We start from the raw sequence: 15,363 nt of genomic DNA, 5'->3' as shown, positions 1-15,363 counted from the left end.
GGGTGGTGGGATCACCACTCTCACGGTGGAAAGAGCGGACCCGAACGGGCTGGTCTACCGGGCCGTGTCCGGTGGCAGAAGCAGTTCCGGCAACCTCCAGCCCGGCTGCACGGTTTCGCTGACCCGGAGCGGTCAGTACAGCGTCTGCTCGGACGGCGGTGAGCCTGGGCCTCCGGCGAGGAAGGCGGGCGTCCTGGCGATGCAGGTGCTGGACGAGGGCGCCGGCGGCCTCCGGCTTCGCCTTGTGTCCGGCTGACCGGCCACAGGCGGCGGTGCCGACGGTGTCACCGATGTGCTGCGGGGAAAACCGCTCGGCAGCCAAGGAAAACGTCTACACCTGGTGGTACGGCTGTACGACCTCGGTACGCCAGGCACCCGGATCGGGCTGCTCTGCGGGGTTGGTGAGGTAGACCTCCCAGGCGTCCCCGACCGGTTCGCCGCCGTGGTCCTTCACCCACGAGGTGAGCGCCTGGTACGCGGGTTCCATCTGGTCGTAGGGACCCACGTGCAGGGTCGACACCACGGGTCCGCCGGGCAGCGTCGAGGGGACGACCCGATCGGTCGCCTCGATCGGCGCGGTGACCGGGAACCCCGCCTCCACGGTGAACCGGTCGTCCCCGCGGATGTGGAAGCGGGCGAACGGGGGGCCCGCGGGATAGGCGCCCTGTGCGGCGACGGCCTCGGTCACGGACTGGTAGGTCCTGCCGAGCCAGGGGCCGATCTCCGCGACCGGCAACGTGTCCTCGGCGATCGCCGTGGGCTGCTCCTGCCTGGTCTCCGCCTGGATCTCGTAGGTCCTCATGGCACTCAGCGTCGCCCGTACCGGAACCCCCCTCAAGGGCCGTAAGTCCTCTTCGGTCCCCGGCGGTGATCTCACCCTGGTCGGGCGAGGACCGCGTGTCCTGGCGCGGCCGACGATGACAGGCAAGCCGGAATCCGGCACGAGACAGGAGGGGTAACGCCATGAGCCAACACGCGCATCCGGGGACCGCGGGCGGGGTGCGATCGACGAGCCGGGCGACCACCCAGACGGCATGGGTCGGCTGGATCTGGTTCGGCGGCGCGATGATGATCCTGCTCGGCGTGTTCAACGTGATCGAGGGCGTGGTCGCCCTGTTCAATCCGAGGTACTACGTGATCGGCCCGCAAGGCCTGCTGGTGTTCAACCTGACCGGCTGGGGCTGGGTGCACCTCATCATCGGGATCCTCGCCGTCATCGCCGGTCTCGCGCTGTTCACCGGCGCGATGTGGGCCCGCGTGACGACGGTGGTACTGGCGACCATCAACGCGATCGCGCAACTGGCCTTCCTGTCCGCCTACCCGTTGTGGTCCACCATCGTGATCGCGCTGGACGTGGTCGTGATCTGGGCGGTGGTGGTCCACGGGCAGGAAGCCAGGGAGGAATACGAGCAACTCTGACTCTCCATAGCCAGGCATGGGGCCGTGAGGGGTCCCCTCGCTAGTCGAGGGGACCCCTCACTCAGTCTTCCGCCTTGCCGTCGCCGGAGGAGGAGGCGAGTGAGAAGTACGCTTCCTCCTCCTGCGCGAAGTGCAGGGTCAGCACGGCGTCGAGCCCGTAGAGCGTGGCGCGCAGATCGTCGACCTGGTCGGGCTGGATCCCGTCCGGCGCCTCCGCCAGATGCCGTCCCAGACGGCGCACGAGCCGTTCGATCTCGACGTGCCCCCGGCTCATCGTGACCGTCCCTTCCGGACTGCCGAGCACGCCGCCCAGCGCCGGGTAGAGCTCGGTCTCCTCGGCCCGTTCGTGCGGCAGCAGTTCGTCGACGAGCAGGCGCTGGGCCCGGCGGATGGCCGCGTCGGCGTCCGGGCTGCTCCCGCCGGCCAGCGCGTCCGCGGCCTGCCGGACCGCGTTGCGCGCCGCGAGCAACTGCTCGTGCTCCCCGGCGAAGCGGTGCAGCAGTTCGTCCGCCTCGGCGGGCGGGCGCTGCCGGGCAGGTCCGCGCAGGGCCCGCAGGGCGTTGAGGATCACCGCGACGTCGATGCCCTCCTGGACCAGGGCACCCACCACCGGGATCAGCCAGCCGAAGGCCGCCGCCACCATCGCCAGCAGCGACAGCACCGTGCCGATTCCCGCGCTCTGCACCGCGAGCCCACGGGCCCGCCGCGCGATCTCGACCGCGTCGGCCAGCCGGTCGATGCGGTCGTCGAGGATGACCGCGTCCGCGGCCTGCGCCGCCGCGGTGGACCCGCGCGAACCCAGCGCGATCCCGACGTCGGCGGCGGCCAGTGCCGGTGCGTCGTTGATGCCGTCGCCCACCATGACCGTGATCCCGTCGGAACGGGCCGAGCGCACGCGCTCGATCTTGTCGGCCGGGCTCGCGTCGGCCTGCACGTCGTCGACCCCGAGCATCCCGGCGACCTCGGTCGCGTTGTCCACGCGGTCCCCGGTCAGCAGCACCACGTGCCGCAGCCCCACCGCGCGCAGCCGCCGCATCGTGCGGGCGGCGTCGTGGCGGATCCGGTCGCGCACCAGCAGTGCGGCCACCGGGGTGCCGTCGCGCTCGGTCCAGATCATGCTCGCCAGGTCGAGGCGGCCGCGCCGGGCCGCGCCCGCCGCCCAGTCCGGCAGTGCGCCGTCGCCGGACAGGCGCCCGACCGTGACCTTCGTGCCGTCGACCACCCCGGTCGCTCCCCGGCCCGGTTCCTCCGTCACCGACGTGGCGTGCGCCGGGTGCACGCCGTTGCGTTCGGCCGCGCGCAGTACGGCCCCGGCCAGCACGTGCGGCGAGTACTGCTCGACGGCGGCGGCCTGCGCGAGCGCCTCTTCGGGCCGCACCCCCGGCGCGCAGACGACGTCGACCACCTCGGGCCTGCCCTCGGTCACGGTGCCGGTCTTGTCCATGGCCAGCGTGTCCGCCCGTCCCAGCAGTTCGAGCGCCGCGCCGCCCTTGACCACGACCCCGGCCCGGGAAGCCCGGGACATCCCGCCGGTGACGGCGATCGGCACGGCCAGCAGCAGCGGGCACGGCGTCGCGGTCACCAGTACCGCGACCGCCCGGTCCGGATTGCCGGTCACCGCCCAGGCGATGCCCGCGATGATCAGCGCGGTCGGCAGGAACCAGACCGCGATCCGGTCGGCCAGGCGCGCCACCGGCGCCGTGTTCGCCGCCGCCTGCCGCGCGAGCTGGACCACGCCGGCGTAGGTGCTGGCGTCGGCGGTGGCCGTCGCGGACAGATCGACGGCGCCCCCGGCGTTGACCACACCGCTGCGCACCCGTTCGGCCGCGGCCCTGGTCACCGGAGCGGCCTCCCCGGTCAGCGCCGATTCGTCGAACACGCCGTCGCCGAGCAGGGTGCCGTCGACCGGCACGATCTCGCCCGGCAGCACGACGACCCGGTCACCGGCGCGCACCTCCGCGATCGGCACGGTCTCCATCCGCCCCACGCGGCGCAGGTGCGCCTGGCTGGGGGCGCGTTCCAGCAGGGCCGACAGGTCCCGGCCCGCCCGTCGCTGCGCGGCGACCTCCAGGACGCGGCCGGTCGCCACCATCGCGCCGATGATCGCGCCCGCCAGGTACTCGCCGACGGCCAGCGTGCTGGCCAGCGCCAGCACGGCCAGCAGGTCCGCGCCCCACCGGCCCGCCCGCAGGTCGGCCGCCACCCAGACGAGGGCCGGGACCAGCGCGACGCCGTCGGCCACCGCCCACAGGATGTTCGCGGGCATCGGGTCGAACAGCCACGCCACGCCGCCCGCGGCGACCAGCAGCGTGACCGCGATGAGCAGGAGCGCTTCACGGGAAAGTGGGCCGTGCTTGCCGCCGGTCACCGGCATGGCCACCACCACCGTCCGTCGATTCGGGCCGTCACCCTGTCACCATCCCCGGCTCCCGGGCACGCGCGGCAGGGAAGCACGTCCCCACCAGCCGCGACCTTGGGCCCTATTGCCCGTGAGGGGACCCCTCACCCCCGCCGGAGGGACTGGGGCGAGCCGTGAAGGGACCCTTCACGGTCGAATCGACTGTGAAGGGACCCTTCACGGCCAACGCCCGAGCGACTTTGCCGTGAGGGGACCCCTCACGGCCCGGAGGTCACGCGTTCGTCAGTGCGGTGGCCATGATGGCGCTGACGACCTCCAGCACGCTGTCCACCAGTTCCCGCCGTGTCACGTCGAGGCCGTCGCTGGCCCATTCGAGGAACAGGTTCACGATCGCCCCGGAGGCGGCCGTCACGGTCACCGACAGCTTTTTCGGGGTGACGCCGTCGAGCGCTTGCCCGCCGACCGAGGCCATGGCCGTCTGCAGCACCAGTTCGGGCAGCCGCCGCCGTGCGTGCATCCGCAGGCGGGCCTCCGCGATCGTCTCCAGCAGCATCGTCCTGCTGCGCATCGGATCCTCTTCGAGCCACGCCGCCGCGGCGTCGAGCGCGGCCCGCATGCGGGCCGGGAAGTCCGGCGGCGCCTCGGCGATGGCCGCCTCGACCCTGGCGGCGACGTTCGCGTACTGATCGTCCCAGACCGCGAGGAGGAGGGCGTCCCGGTCCGCGAAACTCTCGTAGAAGTAGCGCGGGCTCAGTCCCGAGTTCCTGGCGACCGCGCGGACCGACACCGCCGCCGCGCCCTCGCCGCCGAGCAGGCGGAATCCCGCGTCCAGAAGCCGGCGGCGCCGCTGCGCCGAGCGTTCTCCGGCCGTGCTCCCGTGCCAGCGCGGCCTGTCCTCGATCTCGCTTCCGGCTCTTGACATGGCCATCACGGTAACCCACCATCACAGGAAACGCCCGTTTCCTATGGAGGAGCGAAGGCATGCGACTGGCAGGGAAGCCAGAGGACAGCACGCGGCAGCGGTACGCGGCGGAGGCGCACGCCATCCGTGCCCGGGACATGGATTTCCGCTGGGACGACGTGCCCATGCACTACATCCCGGGGCAGATGGTGGCCACGCACGTCTACAACTGCATGCACCTGCTGCTGCCCGAGGGCGAGAAGGCGATGTCGAAGGCGCTGGCCCAGGCCCTGCCCCTGATCGACGATCCGCGCCTGTACGAGGAGGTCGTCGGGTTCATCGGCCAGGAGGCCACCCATGCCGACAACCACGGCGGCGTGCTGGACCGCCTGGCCGAACTCGGCCTCGACCCGGAACCGGTCGTCACCCGGCTGAACCGGATCCTGGACGTGATCATGGCCGACTTCGGCGGCGATCAGGTGCGCCACCGGCTGCTCTGCGAGCGGCTGGCCCTCTTCTCGGCCCTGGAGCACTACACGGCCGTCTGGGGCAAGTTCTTCCTCGAATCCGAGGGACTGGCCGGATCCGGCATCCACCCGATGCTGCTGGACCTGCTTCGCTGGCACGGCGCGGAGGAGGTCGAGCACCGCAGCGTGGTCTTCGACGCCTATCAGCACATCGACGGCAGCTACGCCCGGCGTGCCCGCATGGCCGTCCTGGGCAGTGCGGCGCTGTTCGCCACCGGGATGGCCACCCTGGCCTGGCTGGTGGCGAACGACCCCGCGCGGCGCAGGAGCCGCAACCCGTTCCGCCGCTACCTGGCCCCGGTGCTGGAGGGCATCAGCGCCACCCGCCGCAAGGTCATTCCCAACCTGACCAGCTTCCTCACCGAGGTCCCCGTCTACCTCAAGCCCGGTTTCCACCCGTCGCAGCTCGACGGGATGGAGCTCGCGGTGCGCTACCTCGCCACGGCGCCGATCAAGGACACGGCGTGCTGAAGACGGTCCTCGATCCGGGTATCGACGCCTTCGTCGCCGCCTACCGCGGTTACCTGAAGGTCTTCGCGGAAAGCCGTGCCGCGCCGGTGCTTTCCCGCGGCAGGCCGGTGAAGCTGAGCGGGTTCGAGCTGGCGTTGCGGGTCGAGTCGGTCACCGCGGCGGCCGAGGACGTCGTGGCCCTCACCCTCGCCGGTCCGGAAGGCGAACGGCTGCCCGCGTGGACGCCGGGTGCCCACCTCGACGTCTTCCTGCCGTCCGGGAAACAACGACAGTATTCGCTGTGCGGCAGCCCGGCGGACCACCACCGGTACCGCATCGCGGTCCGCCTGATCCGCGACGGCGGAGGAGGCTCGCGCGAAATCCACGAGCGCGTCGCGGCCGGGGACGTTCTCACCGTGCGCGGTCCGCGCAACGCCTTCCCGCTGGTTCCGGAACGGTCGTACCTGTTCGTGGCGGGCGGCATCGGCATCACGCCGCTGCTGCCGATGGTGCGGCACGCGCAGCTTTCCGGCGCGCGGTGGAAGCTCGTCTACTTCGGACGTTCCCGCCGCGCTCTGCCGTTCCTCGGAGAGCTCGCCCGGTTCGGCGACAAGGTCGTCGTCCGCACGGACGACGAGCACGGCGTACCGGATCTGGCGGCGACCCTCGCGATGGCCGAGCCGGGCGCGGCGGTCTACTTCTGCGGGCCGCCTCCGCTGCTGGAGGGCGCGAAGGAGATCCTGCGCACGCTGAATCCGGCCGCGCGGCTGTACAGCGAGCGGTTCTCCCCACCGCCGGTACGGGGCGGAGTACCGTTCTCGATCCGGCTGGCCCGTTCGGGGCGGGAAGTCGAGGTGGGGGCGGAGGAATCCGCGCTCGCCGCGTTGCGGCGTGCCATGCCCGGCATCGCCTATTCCTGTCAGCAGGGTTTCTGCGGGACGTGCAAGGTCGCGGTGCTCTCCGGCGAGGTCGACCACCGCGACGCCACGCTGCCGCCCGCCGAGCGCGCCCACGCGATGCTGCCCTGCCTGTCCCGTGCCACCGGCACGCTCGAACTCGACCTGTGAAAGGCACCGGTATGGAACACCATCCGATCGTGATCATCGGCGCCGGTTTCGGCGGACTCGGCCTCGGCGTGCGGCTGCGGCAGGCAGGCATCCGCGACTTCGTGATCCTGGAACGGACCGCGAACCTCGGCGGGACCTGGAGCCGCAACACCTATCCGGGCGCCGCCTGCGACGTCCCGTCCAGTTTGTACTCCTACTCGTTCGCACCGAATCCCGGCTGGAGCCGCAAGTACGGCAGGCAGCCGGAGATCCTGGACTACCTGCGGCGCACCGCCGAGGACCACGGCGTCATCGGGCACCTGCGCCTGGAGACCGAGGTGCTGAAGGCGCGGTTCGACGAGGACACCCGGCACTGGCACGTCACCACCGGTTCCGGTGAGCTCACCGCAGGCATCCTGGTCAGCGCCGTGGGCGCCTTCGCCGAGGCCGCGGTGCCCGGGATCAAGGGACTGGCCGGCTTCGGCGGCACGATCTTCCACACCCTGCACTGGGACCACGACCACGACCTCACCGGCGAACGCGTCGCCGTCATCGGCACCGGCGCCACGGCCGTGCAGGTGGTGCCCGAGGTGCAGAAGGTGGCGCGCGAACTGCGGGTGTTCCAGCGGAGTGCCCCGTGGATCGTGCCGCGGCTGGACCGGACCATCAGCCCGGTGGAGAAACTCGCGTTCCGGGCGCTGCCGGTGGCGCAGCGCCTCCACCGCGGCGGCTGGTACGCCGCGATCGAATCCTTCGGGCTGCCCGGTTTCGTGAGCACGAAGTTCCGGCATCCGTTCGAGGTACTCGGACGCCTGCAACTGCTGAGGCAGGTACGGGACCCCGAGCTGCGCGCGCGGCTGACACCGGACTACATGATCGGCTGCAAACGGGCGATCTTCTCCGACACCTACTACCCGGCACTGTGCCAGGACAACGTGGAACTGGTGACGGAGGGGATCGAGGAGGTCCGTCCACACGGGATCGTCACCGCCGACGGAACCGAGCACGAGGTGGACACCATCATCCTGGCGACCGGGTTCACCGCGACCCCCGCCCTGATGGACCGGATCGAGGGCACCGGCGGCCGGACCGTCCTGGACGCCTACCGGGAGCGTCCCCAGAGTTACCTCGGCGCCGCGAACGCGGGTTTCCCCAACATGTTCACCGTGCTCGGACCGTTCGGCGCGGCCGCCAACCAGTCGGCGATCTACATGATCGAGGGCCAGATCGACTACATCGTCGACGCCGTCCGCCGGTTGCGTGAGGCGGGTTACCGGCGGGTGGAGGTGCGTCGCGAGGCGCAGGAGGCGTTCGTGGACGAGGTCCACGCGCGCAGCGGCAACGGCACCTGGCTCAAGGGCGGCTGTTCCAGTTACTACACCAACGGGCGGGGGGCCAACTCCGGGCTGTATCCGAACTGGTCGTTCGAGTACCGTCGCCGTACCCGCCGGTTCGACATCGAAAACTACGAGGTGTCCCGATGAATCCTTGGCGTCTTTTCCGCCCGGTCGCGCCGGTGAACGACCTCGACGGGCAGGTCGCGCTCGTCACCGGCGGCGGTCACGGCATCGGGCGGGAGACCGCGCACGCGTTCGCCGCCCGCGGGGCGTCCGTCGCGGTCGTCGATCTCGACCCCGCCGCGGCGAAGAAGGTCGCGGCGGAGATCGGCGAGCACCGTGCGCTGGGCATCGCGGCGGATGTGCGGGACTCCGAAGCCCTGCGGACGGCGGTCGGGGAGGTGCTGGGCCGCTGGGACCGGCTCGACGTGGCGGTGGCCAACGCGGGGGTCACCCCCGTCCCGGCGACCGTCCGGATGGGCGACCCGGCGGATTTCGAACGCGTCGTTTCGGTCAACCTGTTCGGGGTGCTCAACACCGCGCAGGCGGTGGTCGAACCCCTCGTCCAGCGCCGCGGTCACCTCGTGGTGGTCGCCTCGGCCGCCGCGTTCTGCCCGCCCGTTGGCGGGGCGGCCTACATGGTCAGCAAGGCCGCCGTGGAGCAACTCGGCCGGGCGCTGCGGCTGGAGCTCGCGCCGTACGGGGTCACCGCGACGGTCGCCTACTTCGGGGTGGTCGACACCCGCCTGGCGCGCACCACGCTCGACGACGATCCGCTTGGCGCCGCGCTCGATGCGATGCTGCCCCGGCCGCTGCGCCGCCGCATCAGCGCCCGCACCGCGGCGGAGGTGATCGTCTCGGCCGTGGAAAACCGGTCGCCGCGCTCGATGGCGCCGTCGGCATGGGAACCCCTGTCCTGGTTCCGCGGCATCGTCAACCCCGTCCTGGACCGCGTCCTGGTCCGGGATTCCCGGCTGCACGCCCTGATCCGCGACCTCGAAGACCGACTTCTGGCCGGATAGGCGCTGTGAGGTTCCCTACCAGCAAAGAGGACCAGGGCTCCGGAGAAGTCCGGTCCGCTCGGCGCTGCCCGGCGAGTCCCACGCTCGCGCGGTGTTGGGCGCCGTGAGGGGACCCCTCACGGCAATCCGCAGCCGGAGCGGCAGCTAGGGCAGGGGAGCGGTGGCGAAGCGGGCGAGTTCGCCGAGCGCGGCGGCGGACTCGGGCAGCAGGCGCAGCAGCGGGAAGGCGTGCATCTGCCCTGGCCAGACCTGCAGTTCGCACGGTACGGCCGCCTCGGTGAGCCGTCGCGCCATCAGTTCGCCGTCGCTGCGCAGCAGTTCCTTCTCACCGACGAGCAGCAGCACCGGCGGCAGGCCCCCCAGGTCGGCGTAGAGCGGGGAGAGTTCGGCCAGTTCCGGTTCCCGGCCCGCGACGCAGAGTTCGGTGACCGCGCCCACGCAGGCGGCCGACAGGTACGGGTCGTGGAGCCGGTTGAACCGGTGGGACTGCCCGGACGCGGCGAAGTCGACCCAGGGCGAGAACGCCGCGATCCGCCCGGGCCCGGGCAGGCCCTCGGCCCGGAGCCGCAGGGCCACCAGGAAGGCGAGCCCGCCGCCCGCCGAGTCCCCGGCGAGCACGATGTCGTCGCCGCCGTGCCCGCGCGCCAGCAGCCACCGGTATGCGCCGGCCCCGTCCGCCACGGCGTCGGCGAGAGCATGCTCGGGAACCAGCCGGTAGTCGACCGACAGGACCGGCAGGCCACTGCGCGCGGACAGGGCGGCGACCAGCGGCCGCCATGCCCGCGCCGAACCGGCGACGAATCCGCCGCCGTGGAAGTACACCAGGATCCGTCCGTGGTCCCCGGCGCCGGGTGCCCGGACCAGTTCGGCCGCGCAGTTCCCGAGCGCGACGTGCTCGACGACGGTGCCCCGGGGCAGGCGGCCCGAGCCGAGCGCGGCGCGCTCGATGACCAGCCTCGCCACCGGCAGGGTGCGCCGGTCGACGGGAACGTGGCGCGTCAGCGGCCGCAGCGTGCGGGACAGGATCTGCGAGAACACCCAGGACTGCCAGGACGCGGTCTCCTGCGCGGGCACGGCTCAGCCCTGGACCGTGGCGGTGGGGAGAACGGGTTCGTGCACGCCCTCGGCGATCGGGTCCGTGTACAGGGCTTCGATCTCGTCCGCGTACTTCGCGGCGATGGGCTTGCGGCGCAGCTTCATGGTGAGGGTGAGTTCGTCGCCGCCCGGCTCCCAGAACCACGGCAGGATGCGGAACCGCTTGATCTGTTCCACTCGCGACAGTCTGGTGTTGGCGGTGGCGATCGCCTCGGCGACACGGGCCACGAGCTCGGGGTCGCGGGCGATCGTGGCGGCTTCGCCGGAGAATCCGTGCCCGGTCACGGATTCGGGGTCCAGCACCACGAGCGCGGTGTTGTACGGGCGGGAGTCGCCGATCGCCACCACGCTGCCGACGAGCGAGGAGGCCGCCTTCACGCTGTTCTCGATGTTGGCGGGCGACATGTTCTTGCCCGAGGCGTTGATGATGAGTTCCTTCTTGCGGTCTACCACCCGAAGGTAGCCGTCCTCGTCCACGGTGACGATGTCCCCTGTGGACAGCCAGCCGTCGGGGTCGACGGCCTCGGCGGTCTTTTCCGGCTCGCCGCGGTAGCCCTTCATCACCAGCGGCCCGCGCACCAGCAGCTCGCCGTCTTCGGCCACCCGCATCTCCATCCCGGGCACGATCCTGCCGACCGTGCCGAGTTTCGCCGGATCGGCGGGCGCGGCGCTGGCGATGCAGGTCAGCTCGGACATGCCCCAGATCTCGGAGATGCGCAGGCCGAGCGCGGCGAAGAAGGCCAGGGTGTCCGGTGCGATCGGGGCCGCTCCTGACACGGCCCATTTCAGCTCGCCGAACCCGAGTTTCGCCCGCAGCGGCGCCAGCACCGCGGCTTCGGCCTTGGCGTGTTCGGCGGCCAGCTCGCCGGGCACGGGCTTCCCGGCCCGCTGCAGCTCGACGCGGCGGAGGCCGACGTCCAGCGCCCACCGCAGTGCTTCGCGCCGCGTCTGGTCGGGCTCGTTGCGCACCGCCAGTTCGACCGCCGCCTTGAGCTTTTCCCACACCCGTGGCACGGCACCCCAGATCGTCGGGCGGCAGTCGGGCAGCGCGGCCGCGATCAGCCCGGGCTCTCCGACGACGGTGATCTGTGTGCCGAACACCAGTTGGCAGTACAGCGCGGTCATGCGGTCGGCGATATGCGCCGAGGGCATGAACGAGGTGATGCGATCGCCGTACTCGATGGGCAGGACGCCGCTGACCGCGTGTGCTTCGAACAGCAGCGCGGAATGGGTCGATTCGACCCCCTTCGGGTTCCCGGTCGTGCCCGAGGTGTAGATGAGGGTGGCGATGTCGCCGGGCCGCACCGCCCGCCAGCTCGCCTCGAAGTCGAAACCGGGCGAGCCGAGGGACTCCAGCTCGTCCAGCGCTAGGGTGTCTTCGGGGGCTTCGCCGGGTGCGGCGTCGACCACGACGATCTTTTCCAGCGCGGCACCGGATTCCCGCACACGCTCGACGTACTGCGCCTCGCACACCATCACCTTGGCGCCGGCGTTGTCCAGCACGTGGCGGATCGCGGTGGCGGGCAGGGTGTTGTAGACGGAGAACGAGGTGGCGCCGGCGTGCAGTGCGCCGACGTCGACCGGGTAGAACTCCACGCGGTTGGCCATCATCAGCGCCACGGTGTCGCCGTGCCCGACGCCGAGCGCGGCGAAACCGGCGGCGAACCGGCGGACGCGGGTGGCGTACTCCCGCCAGGTCAGCGTCCGCGTGCCGCCGATCGTGCGTACCGCGACCGCGCCGGGATCGATCGCGGCGGTGCGCTGGAAGGCCTCACACAGGGTGGTGGGTGTGGTGGGCATGCTGTTCTCCCGGAACGGGTTCGCGTTTCTCGGATGGTCCTGTGTGGACGCTGGTGTCAGTGGCGCCCGTGCAGGTACCGGACCAGGGTGCGCACGACCGCGTCCACCGGAGGAGACCGGCGGAAGGTGGTCAGCGGCAGCGGGGACGGGAACCGCTGCCGCGACATCGCCCTGGCGTAGGTGAACTCCTTGAGCCCGTCGGGACCGTGCACCCGGCCGAAACCGGAGTCGCCGACGCCGCCGAGCGGAAGCGACGGGATCGACGCGTAGGCGACGAAGGAGTTCACCGACACCGCCCCGGAACGGATCCGGGCGGCGATGGCCTCGCCGTTGCGCCGGGAGAACACGCTCGCGCCGAGGCCGTACCGGCTCGCGTTGGCGCGCGCGACGGCCTCGTCCATGTCGCGGACCCTGGACACGGCCAGGGTCGGGCCGAAGGTCTCCTCGGTGATCGCGGTGCTGTCCTCGGGGACGTCGACCAGGACGGTCGGCTGCACGAACCGTCCCTGCACCGCGGACGGCCCGCCGAGCACCGCGCGGCCGCCCTTGGCCAGCGCGTCGGCGATGTGCCGGGCGATGACCAGAAGCTGGCCCGGCATGGTGACGGGGCCGATCTGGTCCCCGGCGCGGACCCCGCCGGCCAGCGCGACGACCCGGTCGAGGAACGGCTGGTAGATCTCCTGGTGCGCGTACACCCGCTCGACGCCGAGGCAGGTCTGCCCGGCGTTGGACAGCCCACCCCACACCGCGGCCTCCGCCGCGGCGTCCAGGTCGGCGTCCGCGTCCACCAGCAGCGCGTCCTTGCCGCCGCACTCCATGAGGACCGGGGTGAGCGTTTCGGCGCAGGCGGCCATCACCTTCTTGCCGGTGGCGGTGGAGCCGGTGAAACCGATCTTGCCGACTTCGGCGCGGCAGAGGGCTTCACCGGTGCTCCCGTCACCGGTGACCACCTGCAGCACCGGCCGGTCACCGTTGGCCTGCCGGAACGCGTCCCGCAGCCACAGCCCGACACCCGGGGTGTACTCACTGGGCTTGAACACCACCGTGTTGCCCGCGGCGAGGGCGAAGGACAGCGAGCCGAGCGGGGTGAACACCGGGTAGTTCCACGGGCCTATCACACCGACCACCCCCAGCGGCCGGTATTCGAGACTCGCGGCCTGGTTGATCGTGAGCAGGCTGGAGGGGACCGACCGCGGCCCGAGCACGCGTTCGGCGTTCTTCGCCGCCCACGCCAGGTGTTCCAGCGCCATCGCGATCTCCAGCATCGCGTCGGAGTGCGGTTTGCCCATCTCGCGGTGGATCAGCCCGGCCAGCTCGCGGGCCCCGCGGGCGATCACCCCGCGCCAGGCGTCGAGGCGGCGTGCGCGCTCGGCGAAGCCCAGCCCCGCCCACCACGGTGCCGCCTCGCGTGCGGCCCGCACCGCCTCGGCGACCTCCCGGGCATCCGCGACCGGGTGACTGGCGACCACCTCGCCGTCGAGCGGGCTGACCACGTCGAAGGTCCTCATCGCACTGTCCACTGTGCTCGTCATGGGCGCATCCCCTGACCGGCGCGGCGCCCGGCACCGTGGGTCCACCCCGCCGTCACGCGCGAGAGCACCGGCCGGGAGATCTCGAGCAGCGGGGCGAACCAGGCGGCGGCGTCCGCGGCGAACACCCAGGTCAGCCGCGTTCCGTCGGCGTGGGGTTCGATCGTGACGTCTTCGGCGAAGCGGCGGAAGCCGGGCCGGCTGGCGGCCTCGGCACTGAAGGTCATCCGGTGGCCTTCTTCCCAGCGGTAGAACCGTTCGCGCAACGCGGCCGCCCCGTGGGCCAGGGTGACGGTCCTGGTGGTGCCGTCGCCGAAGGGCCTCGGTGAGGTCCATTCGGCCCCGGTGATCAGGTTCGTCCACGAGGTCAGTGCGTCGTCGGCGGTCAGCGTTTCCCAGACGCGGTCCGGCGGCGCGGGGGTCTCGGTGGTGTGCTCGAACCGGAACCGCGCCGTGTCGAGGAAGGCGTCGTCGGCGGCGTCGAGCGGGTACCAGCGCGTCATGGATGGCATCCCTTCGGAGGTGCGTTGCCGCCGACCGTATTGCTGACATCAGCCAATGTCAACATTGGCGCGCACCGAACCCGTCGCTGGGTGCCCTGCTGGGTTGCGGATTGCCTCGACCGGGAGCCGAGCGAACCGGACCCGCCCCGCGGCGGTGGGCGGGGCGGGTCAGCTGAGGAGTTCGCGGGCCTTGAGGTGGGCGACCAGCAGGTCGCCGATGTGGCGGATGTGCTCCCGCATGGCGGTCCTGGCGGCCGCGGTGTCGCGTTCCCGCAACGCGGTGAAGATCGGCGCGTGGTCGTGCGCGGAGGCGGACGACCAGCCCTCGATGGTGCCGAAGAACCGGAGCGGCACGTAGCTGACGGTGAGGTTGAGCAGAGTGGCCATCCGGTGCGAGTCCGAGGCCTTGTTGATCGTGCGGTGGATCTCGAAGTTGAGCCGGTCGACCTCTTCGGGGAGCTGGGCGCGGTCGGCGGCCTCGAGGTCGGCCTGGAGCTTCTCCAGCCGGTCCAGCTCGGTGTCCGGCAGCGCCTCGGCGGCCCGCGCGGCCAGCTCGCCCGCGATGAACGCCTGCACGTCGAACAGGTCGCTCACGTCACGCGGGGTCAGCGGCACGACCCGGTAGCCGCGCCGGGGCTCCCACCGCACGGTGCCCTCGCTGCCCAGCAGCATGAGCGCCTCCCGCACGGGGGTGGGGGAGACGCCCAGCTCCTGGGCCAGCCGTTCGGTGCGGATGTATTCGCCCGCCCGGAACTCGCCGACCATGATCCCTTCGCGGACGTAGGCGGCGACCTTCTCGCTGAGCTGCTGTTTCGTGTCGAACGAGGTCCGCCGCCCCACGTAGTCGCCGTTCATGCGCGCCCCAGGTTCCTTCACCGCCATTTTCTCCAGTGTAGAGAACTACCGCTCTGCCGGAGTGGCGGCGGGTTTGGTGCGCTCCTGCGCCGCCGCTGCCGCGCCCTGGGTGGCGTCGCGCGATTCGGCCGCGCGACCGGCCAGTTCGCGGTAGGTCAGCGGGGTGCGTTCGAACACGCCTTCGTGCGCGGCGATCGCCTCGCGGCGGGTCGCGTGTTCGGGATGCCGCTCCTCGAAGGCGCGGCGGGTCTCGAGCCTGCGCCGCCAGTGGGCGATGGTCGCGCGGTCGCCGCCGCGGGTGCCTTCCCAGGAGGTGGGCGCCCCGGCGTCGCCGGGCGGGGGAGCGGCCGCGCCGATCATGCTGATCCGGCTCGGTGCCCGGCGGGTGGGCCCACCGCAGTGCGGACAGGGCGGGTTGGGGGCGCGCCAGCTTCCGACCAGTTTTTCGAACCGGGTTCCGCAGTCGCTGACGTAGTCGTACAGGGGCATGGTGGTCTCCTGCCGGGCGGGGCCCCGGCTC

The 15,363-nt window shown here is 71.8% G+C and carries 14 protein-coding genes and 1 pseudogene; 6 read left to right on the top strand and 9 right to left on the bottom strand.

The window, feature by feature from the left end; all coding sequences use genetic code 11:
- A pseudogene (locus tag FNH05_RS14635) lies at nucleotides 1–256 on the top strand (hypothetical protein); the annotation flags it as partial.
- Nucleotides 257–331: 75 nt separating this feature from the next.
- Here FNH05_RS14635 and FNH05_RS14630 read toward each other — a convergent pair.
- Nucleotides 332–802 (bottom strand): GyrI-like domain-containing protein, encoded by a 471-nt coding sequence (locus FNH05_RS14630; RefSeq protein ID WP_144588448.1) that lies wholly within the window; start codon nucleotides 800–802, stop codon nucleotides 332–334.
- A 161-nt stretch (nucleotides 803–963) separates the two neighbouring features.
- Between FNH05_RS14630 and FNH05_RS14625 the strand changes: the two genes are divergently transcribed.
- Complete coding sequence (locus FNH05_RS14625; RefSeq protein WP_246127737.1) at nucleotides 964–1,419, top strand: DUF7144 family membrane protein; 456 nt, start codon at nucleotides 964–966, stop codon at nucleotides 1,417–1,419.
- Nucleotides 1,420–1,480: 61 nt separating this feature from the next.
- Here the strand turns inward: FNH05_RS14625 and FNH05_RS14620 are convergent, their stop codons facing one another.
- Nucleotides 1,481–3,793, bottom strand: coding sequence for a heavy metal translocating P-type ATPase (locus tag FNH05_RS14620; protein WP_144588446.1), 2,313 nt, complete (start codon nucleotides 3,791–3,793; stop codon nucleotides 1,481–1,483).
- Nucleotides 3,794–4,049: 256 nt separating this feature from the next.
- Nucleotides 4,050–4,700 carry a TetR/AcrR family transcriptional regulator gene (locus tag FNH05_RS14615; protein ID WP_186382550.1) on the bottom strand — a complete coding sequence of 217 codons (651 nt, stop codon included), beginning with the start codon at nucleotides 4,698–4,700 and terminating at the stop codon, nucleotides 4,050–4,052.
- A 59-nt stretch (nucleotides 4,701–4,759) separates the two neighbouring features.
- Between FNH05_RS14615 and FNH05_RS14610 the strand changes: the two genes are divergently transcribed.
- From FNH05_RS14610 to FNH05_RS14595, 4 genes are read left to right on the top strand one after another with little or no spacing between them, the layout of a single operon-like run.
- Nucleotides 4,760–5,677 carry a metal-dependent hydrolase gene (locus FNH05_RS14610; protein ID WP_144588441.1) on the top strand — a complete coding sequence of 306 codons (918 nt, stop codon included), beginning with the start codon at nucleotides 4,760–4,762 and terminating at the stop codon, nucleotides 5,675–5,677.
- Complete coding sequence (locus FNH05_RS14605) at nucleotides 5,671–6,723, top strand: PDR/VanB family oxidoreductase (RefSeq protein ID WP_246127736.1); 1,053 nt, start codon at nucleotides 5,671–5,673, stop codon at nucleotides 6,721–6,723. Before FNH05_RS14610 ends, FNH05_RS14605 begins: the two co-directional genes overlap by 7 nt.
- 11 nt (nucleotides 6,724–6,734) lie before the next feature.
- A complete protein-coding gene (locus FNH05_RS14600; protein WP_144588439.1) occupies nucleotides 6,735–8,186 on the top strand; it encodes a flavin-containing monooxygenase in 1,452 nt (483 codons plus the stop codon).
- Nucleotides 8,183–9,061 (top strand): short-chain dehydrogenase/reductase, encoded by an 879-nt coding sequence (locus FNH05_RS14595; protein WP_144588437.1) that lies wholly within the window; start codon nucleotides 8,183–8,185, stop codon nucleotides 9,059–9,061. The genes FNH05_RS14600 and FNH05_RS14595 overlap by 4 nt, the downstream gene beginning before the upstream one ends.
- A gap of 144 nt (nucleotides 9,062–9,205) precedes the next feature.
- Here the strand turns inward: FNH05_RS14595 and FNH05_RS14590 are convergent, their stop codons facing one another.
- The 6 genes from FNH05_RS14590 to FNH05_RS14565 all read right to left on the bottom strand — a co-directional run.
- Nucleotides 9,206–10,135: an alpha/beta hydrolase gene (locus tag FNH05_RS14590; RefSeq protein ID WP_144588435.1), complete on the bottom strand. Its 930-nt coding sequence runs from the start codon at nucleotides 10,133–10,135 to the stop codon at nucleotides 9,206–9,208.
- Nucleotides 10,136–10,138: 3 nt separating this feature from the next.
- Nucleotides 10,139–11,956 (bottom strand): fatty acid--CoA ligase FadD11, encoded by a 1,818-nt coding sequence (gene fadD11, locus FNH05_RS14585; protein WP_144588433.1) that lies wholly within the window; start codon nucleotides 11,954–11,956, stop codon nucleotides 10,139–10,141.
- Nucleotides 11,957–12,012: 56 nt separating this feature from the next.
- The gene (locus FNH05_RS14580) at nucleotides 12,013–13,488 is read right to left on the bottom strand and encodes an aldehyde dehydrogenase family protein (RefSeq protein WP_144588431.1); all 1,476 of its coding nucleotides are present in this window, start codon (nucleotides 13,486–13,488) and stop codon (nucleotides 12,013–12,015) included.
- Nucleotides 13,485–13,988, bottom strand: a complete 504-nt coding sequence (locus tag FNH05_RS14575) for an SRPBCC family protein (RefSeq protein WP_144588429.1) — start codon at nucleotides 13,986–13,988, stop codon at nucleotides 13,485–13,487. Before FNH05_RS14575 ends, FNH05_RS14580 begins: the two co-directional genes overlap by 4 nt.
- Before the next feature lie 168 nt (nucleotides 13,989–14,156).
- Nucleotides 14,157–14,870: a GntR family transcriptional regulator gene (locus FNH05_RS14570; RefSeq protein WP_246127735.1), complete on the bottom strand. Its 714-nt coding sequence runs from the start codon at nucleotides 14,868–14,870 to the stop codon at nucleotides 14,157–14,159.
- An 18-nt stretch (nucleotides 14,871–14,888) separates the two neighbouring features.
- Nucleotides 14,889–15,363 (bottom strand): zinc ribbon domain-containing protein (locus FNH05_RS14565; protein ID WP_246127734.1); only part of this gene is annotated, 475 nt, incomplete at its 5' end.

The organism is Amycolatopsis rhizosphaerae (assembly GCF_007713715.1).
GTDB classification, from domain to species: domain Bacteria; phylum Actinomycetota; class Actinomycetes; order Mycobacteriales; family Pseudonocardiaceae; genus Amycolatopsis_E; species Amycolatopsis_E rhizosphaerae.
The sequence above is the reverse complement of the archived record's forward strand: the minus strand, read 5'-3'. Positions and strand labels throughout refer to the sequence as shown.

What these genes read in the sequence shown, in the direction of transcription:
- FNH05_RS14630 (WP_144588448.1), bottom strand. Translation starts at nt 802, where the DNA reads ATGAGGACCTACGAGATCCAGGCGGAGACCAGGCAGGAGCAGCCCACG.
- FNH05_RS14625 (WP_246127737.1), top strand. Translation starts at nt 964, where the DNA reads ATGAGCCAACACGCGCATCCGGGGACCGCGGGCGGGGTGCGATCGACG.
- FNH05_RS14620 (WP_144588446.1), bottom strand. Translation starts at nt 3,793, where the DNA reads ATGCCGGTGACCGGCGGCAAGCACGGCCCACTTTCCCGTGAAGCGCTC.
- FNH05_RS14615 (WP_186382550.1), bottom strand. Translation starts at nt 4,700, where the DNA reads ATGTCAAGAGCCGGAAGCGAGATCGAGGACAGGCCGCGCTGGCACGGG.
- FNH05_RS14610 (WP_144588441.1), top strand. Translation starts at nt 4,760, where the DNA reads ATGCGACTGGCAGGGAAGCCAGAGGACAGCACGCGGCAGCGGTACGCG.
- FNH05_RS14600 (WP_144588439.1), top strand. Translation starts at nt 6,735, where the DNA reads ATGGAACACCATCCGATCGTGATCATCGGCGCCGGTTTCGGCGGACTC.
- FNH05_RS14595 (WP_144588437.1), top strand. Translation starts at nt 8,183, where the DNA reads ATGAATCCTTGGCGTCTTTTCCGCCCGGTCGCGCCGGTGAACGACCTC.
- fadD11 (WP_144588433.1), bottom strand. Translation starts at nt 11,956, where the DNA reads ATGCCCACCACACCCACCACCCTGTGTGAGGCCTTCCAGCGCACCGCC.
- FNH05_RS14580 (WP_144588431.1), bottom strand. Translation starts at nt 13,488, where the DNA reads ATGACGAGCACAGTGGACAGTGCGATGAGGACCTTCGACGTGGTCAGC.
- FNH05_RS14575 (WP_144588429.1), bottom strand. Translation starts at nt 13,988, where the DNA reads ATGACGCGCTGGTACCCGCTCGACGCCGCCGACGACGCCTTCCTCGAC.
- FNH05_RS14570 (WP_246127735.1), bottom strand. Translation starts at nt 14,870, where the DNA reads ATGGCGGTGAAGGAACCTGGGGCGCGCATGAACGGCGACTACGTGGGG.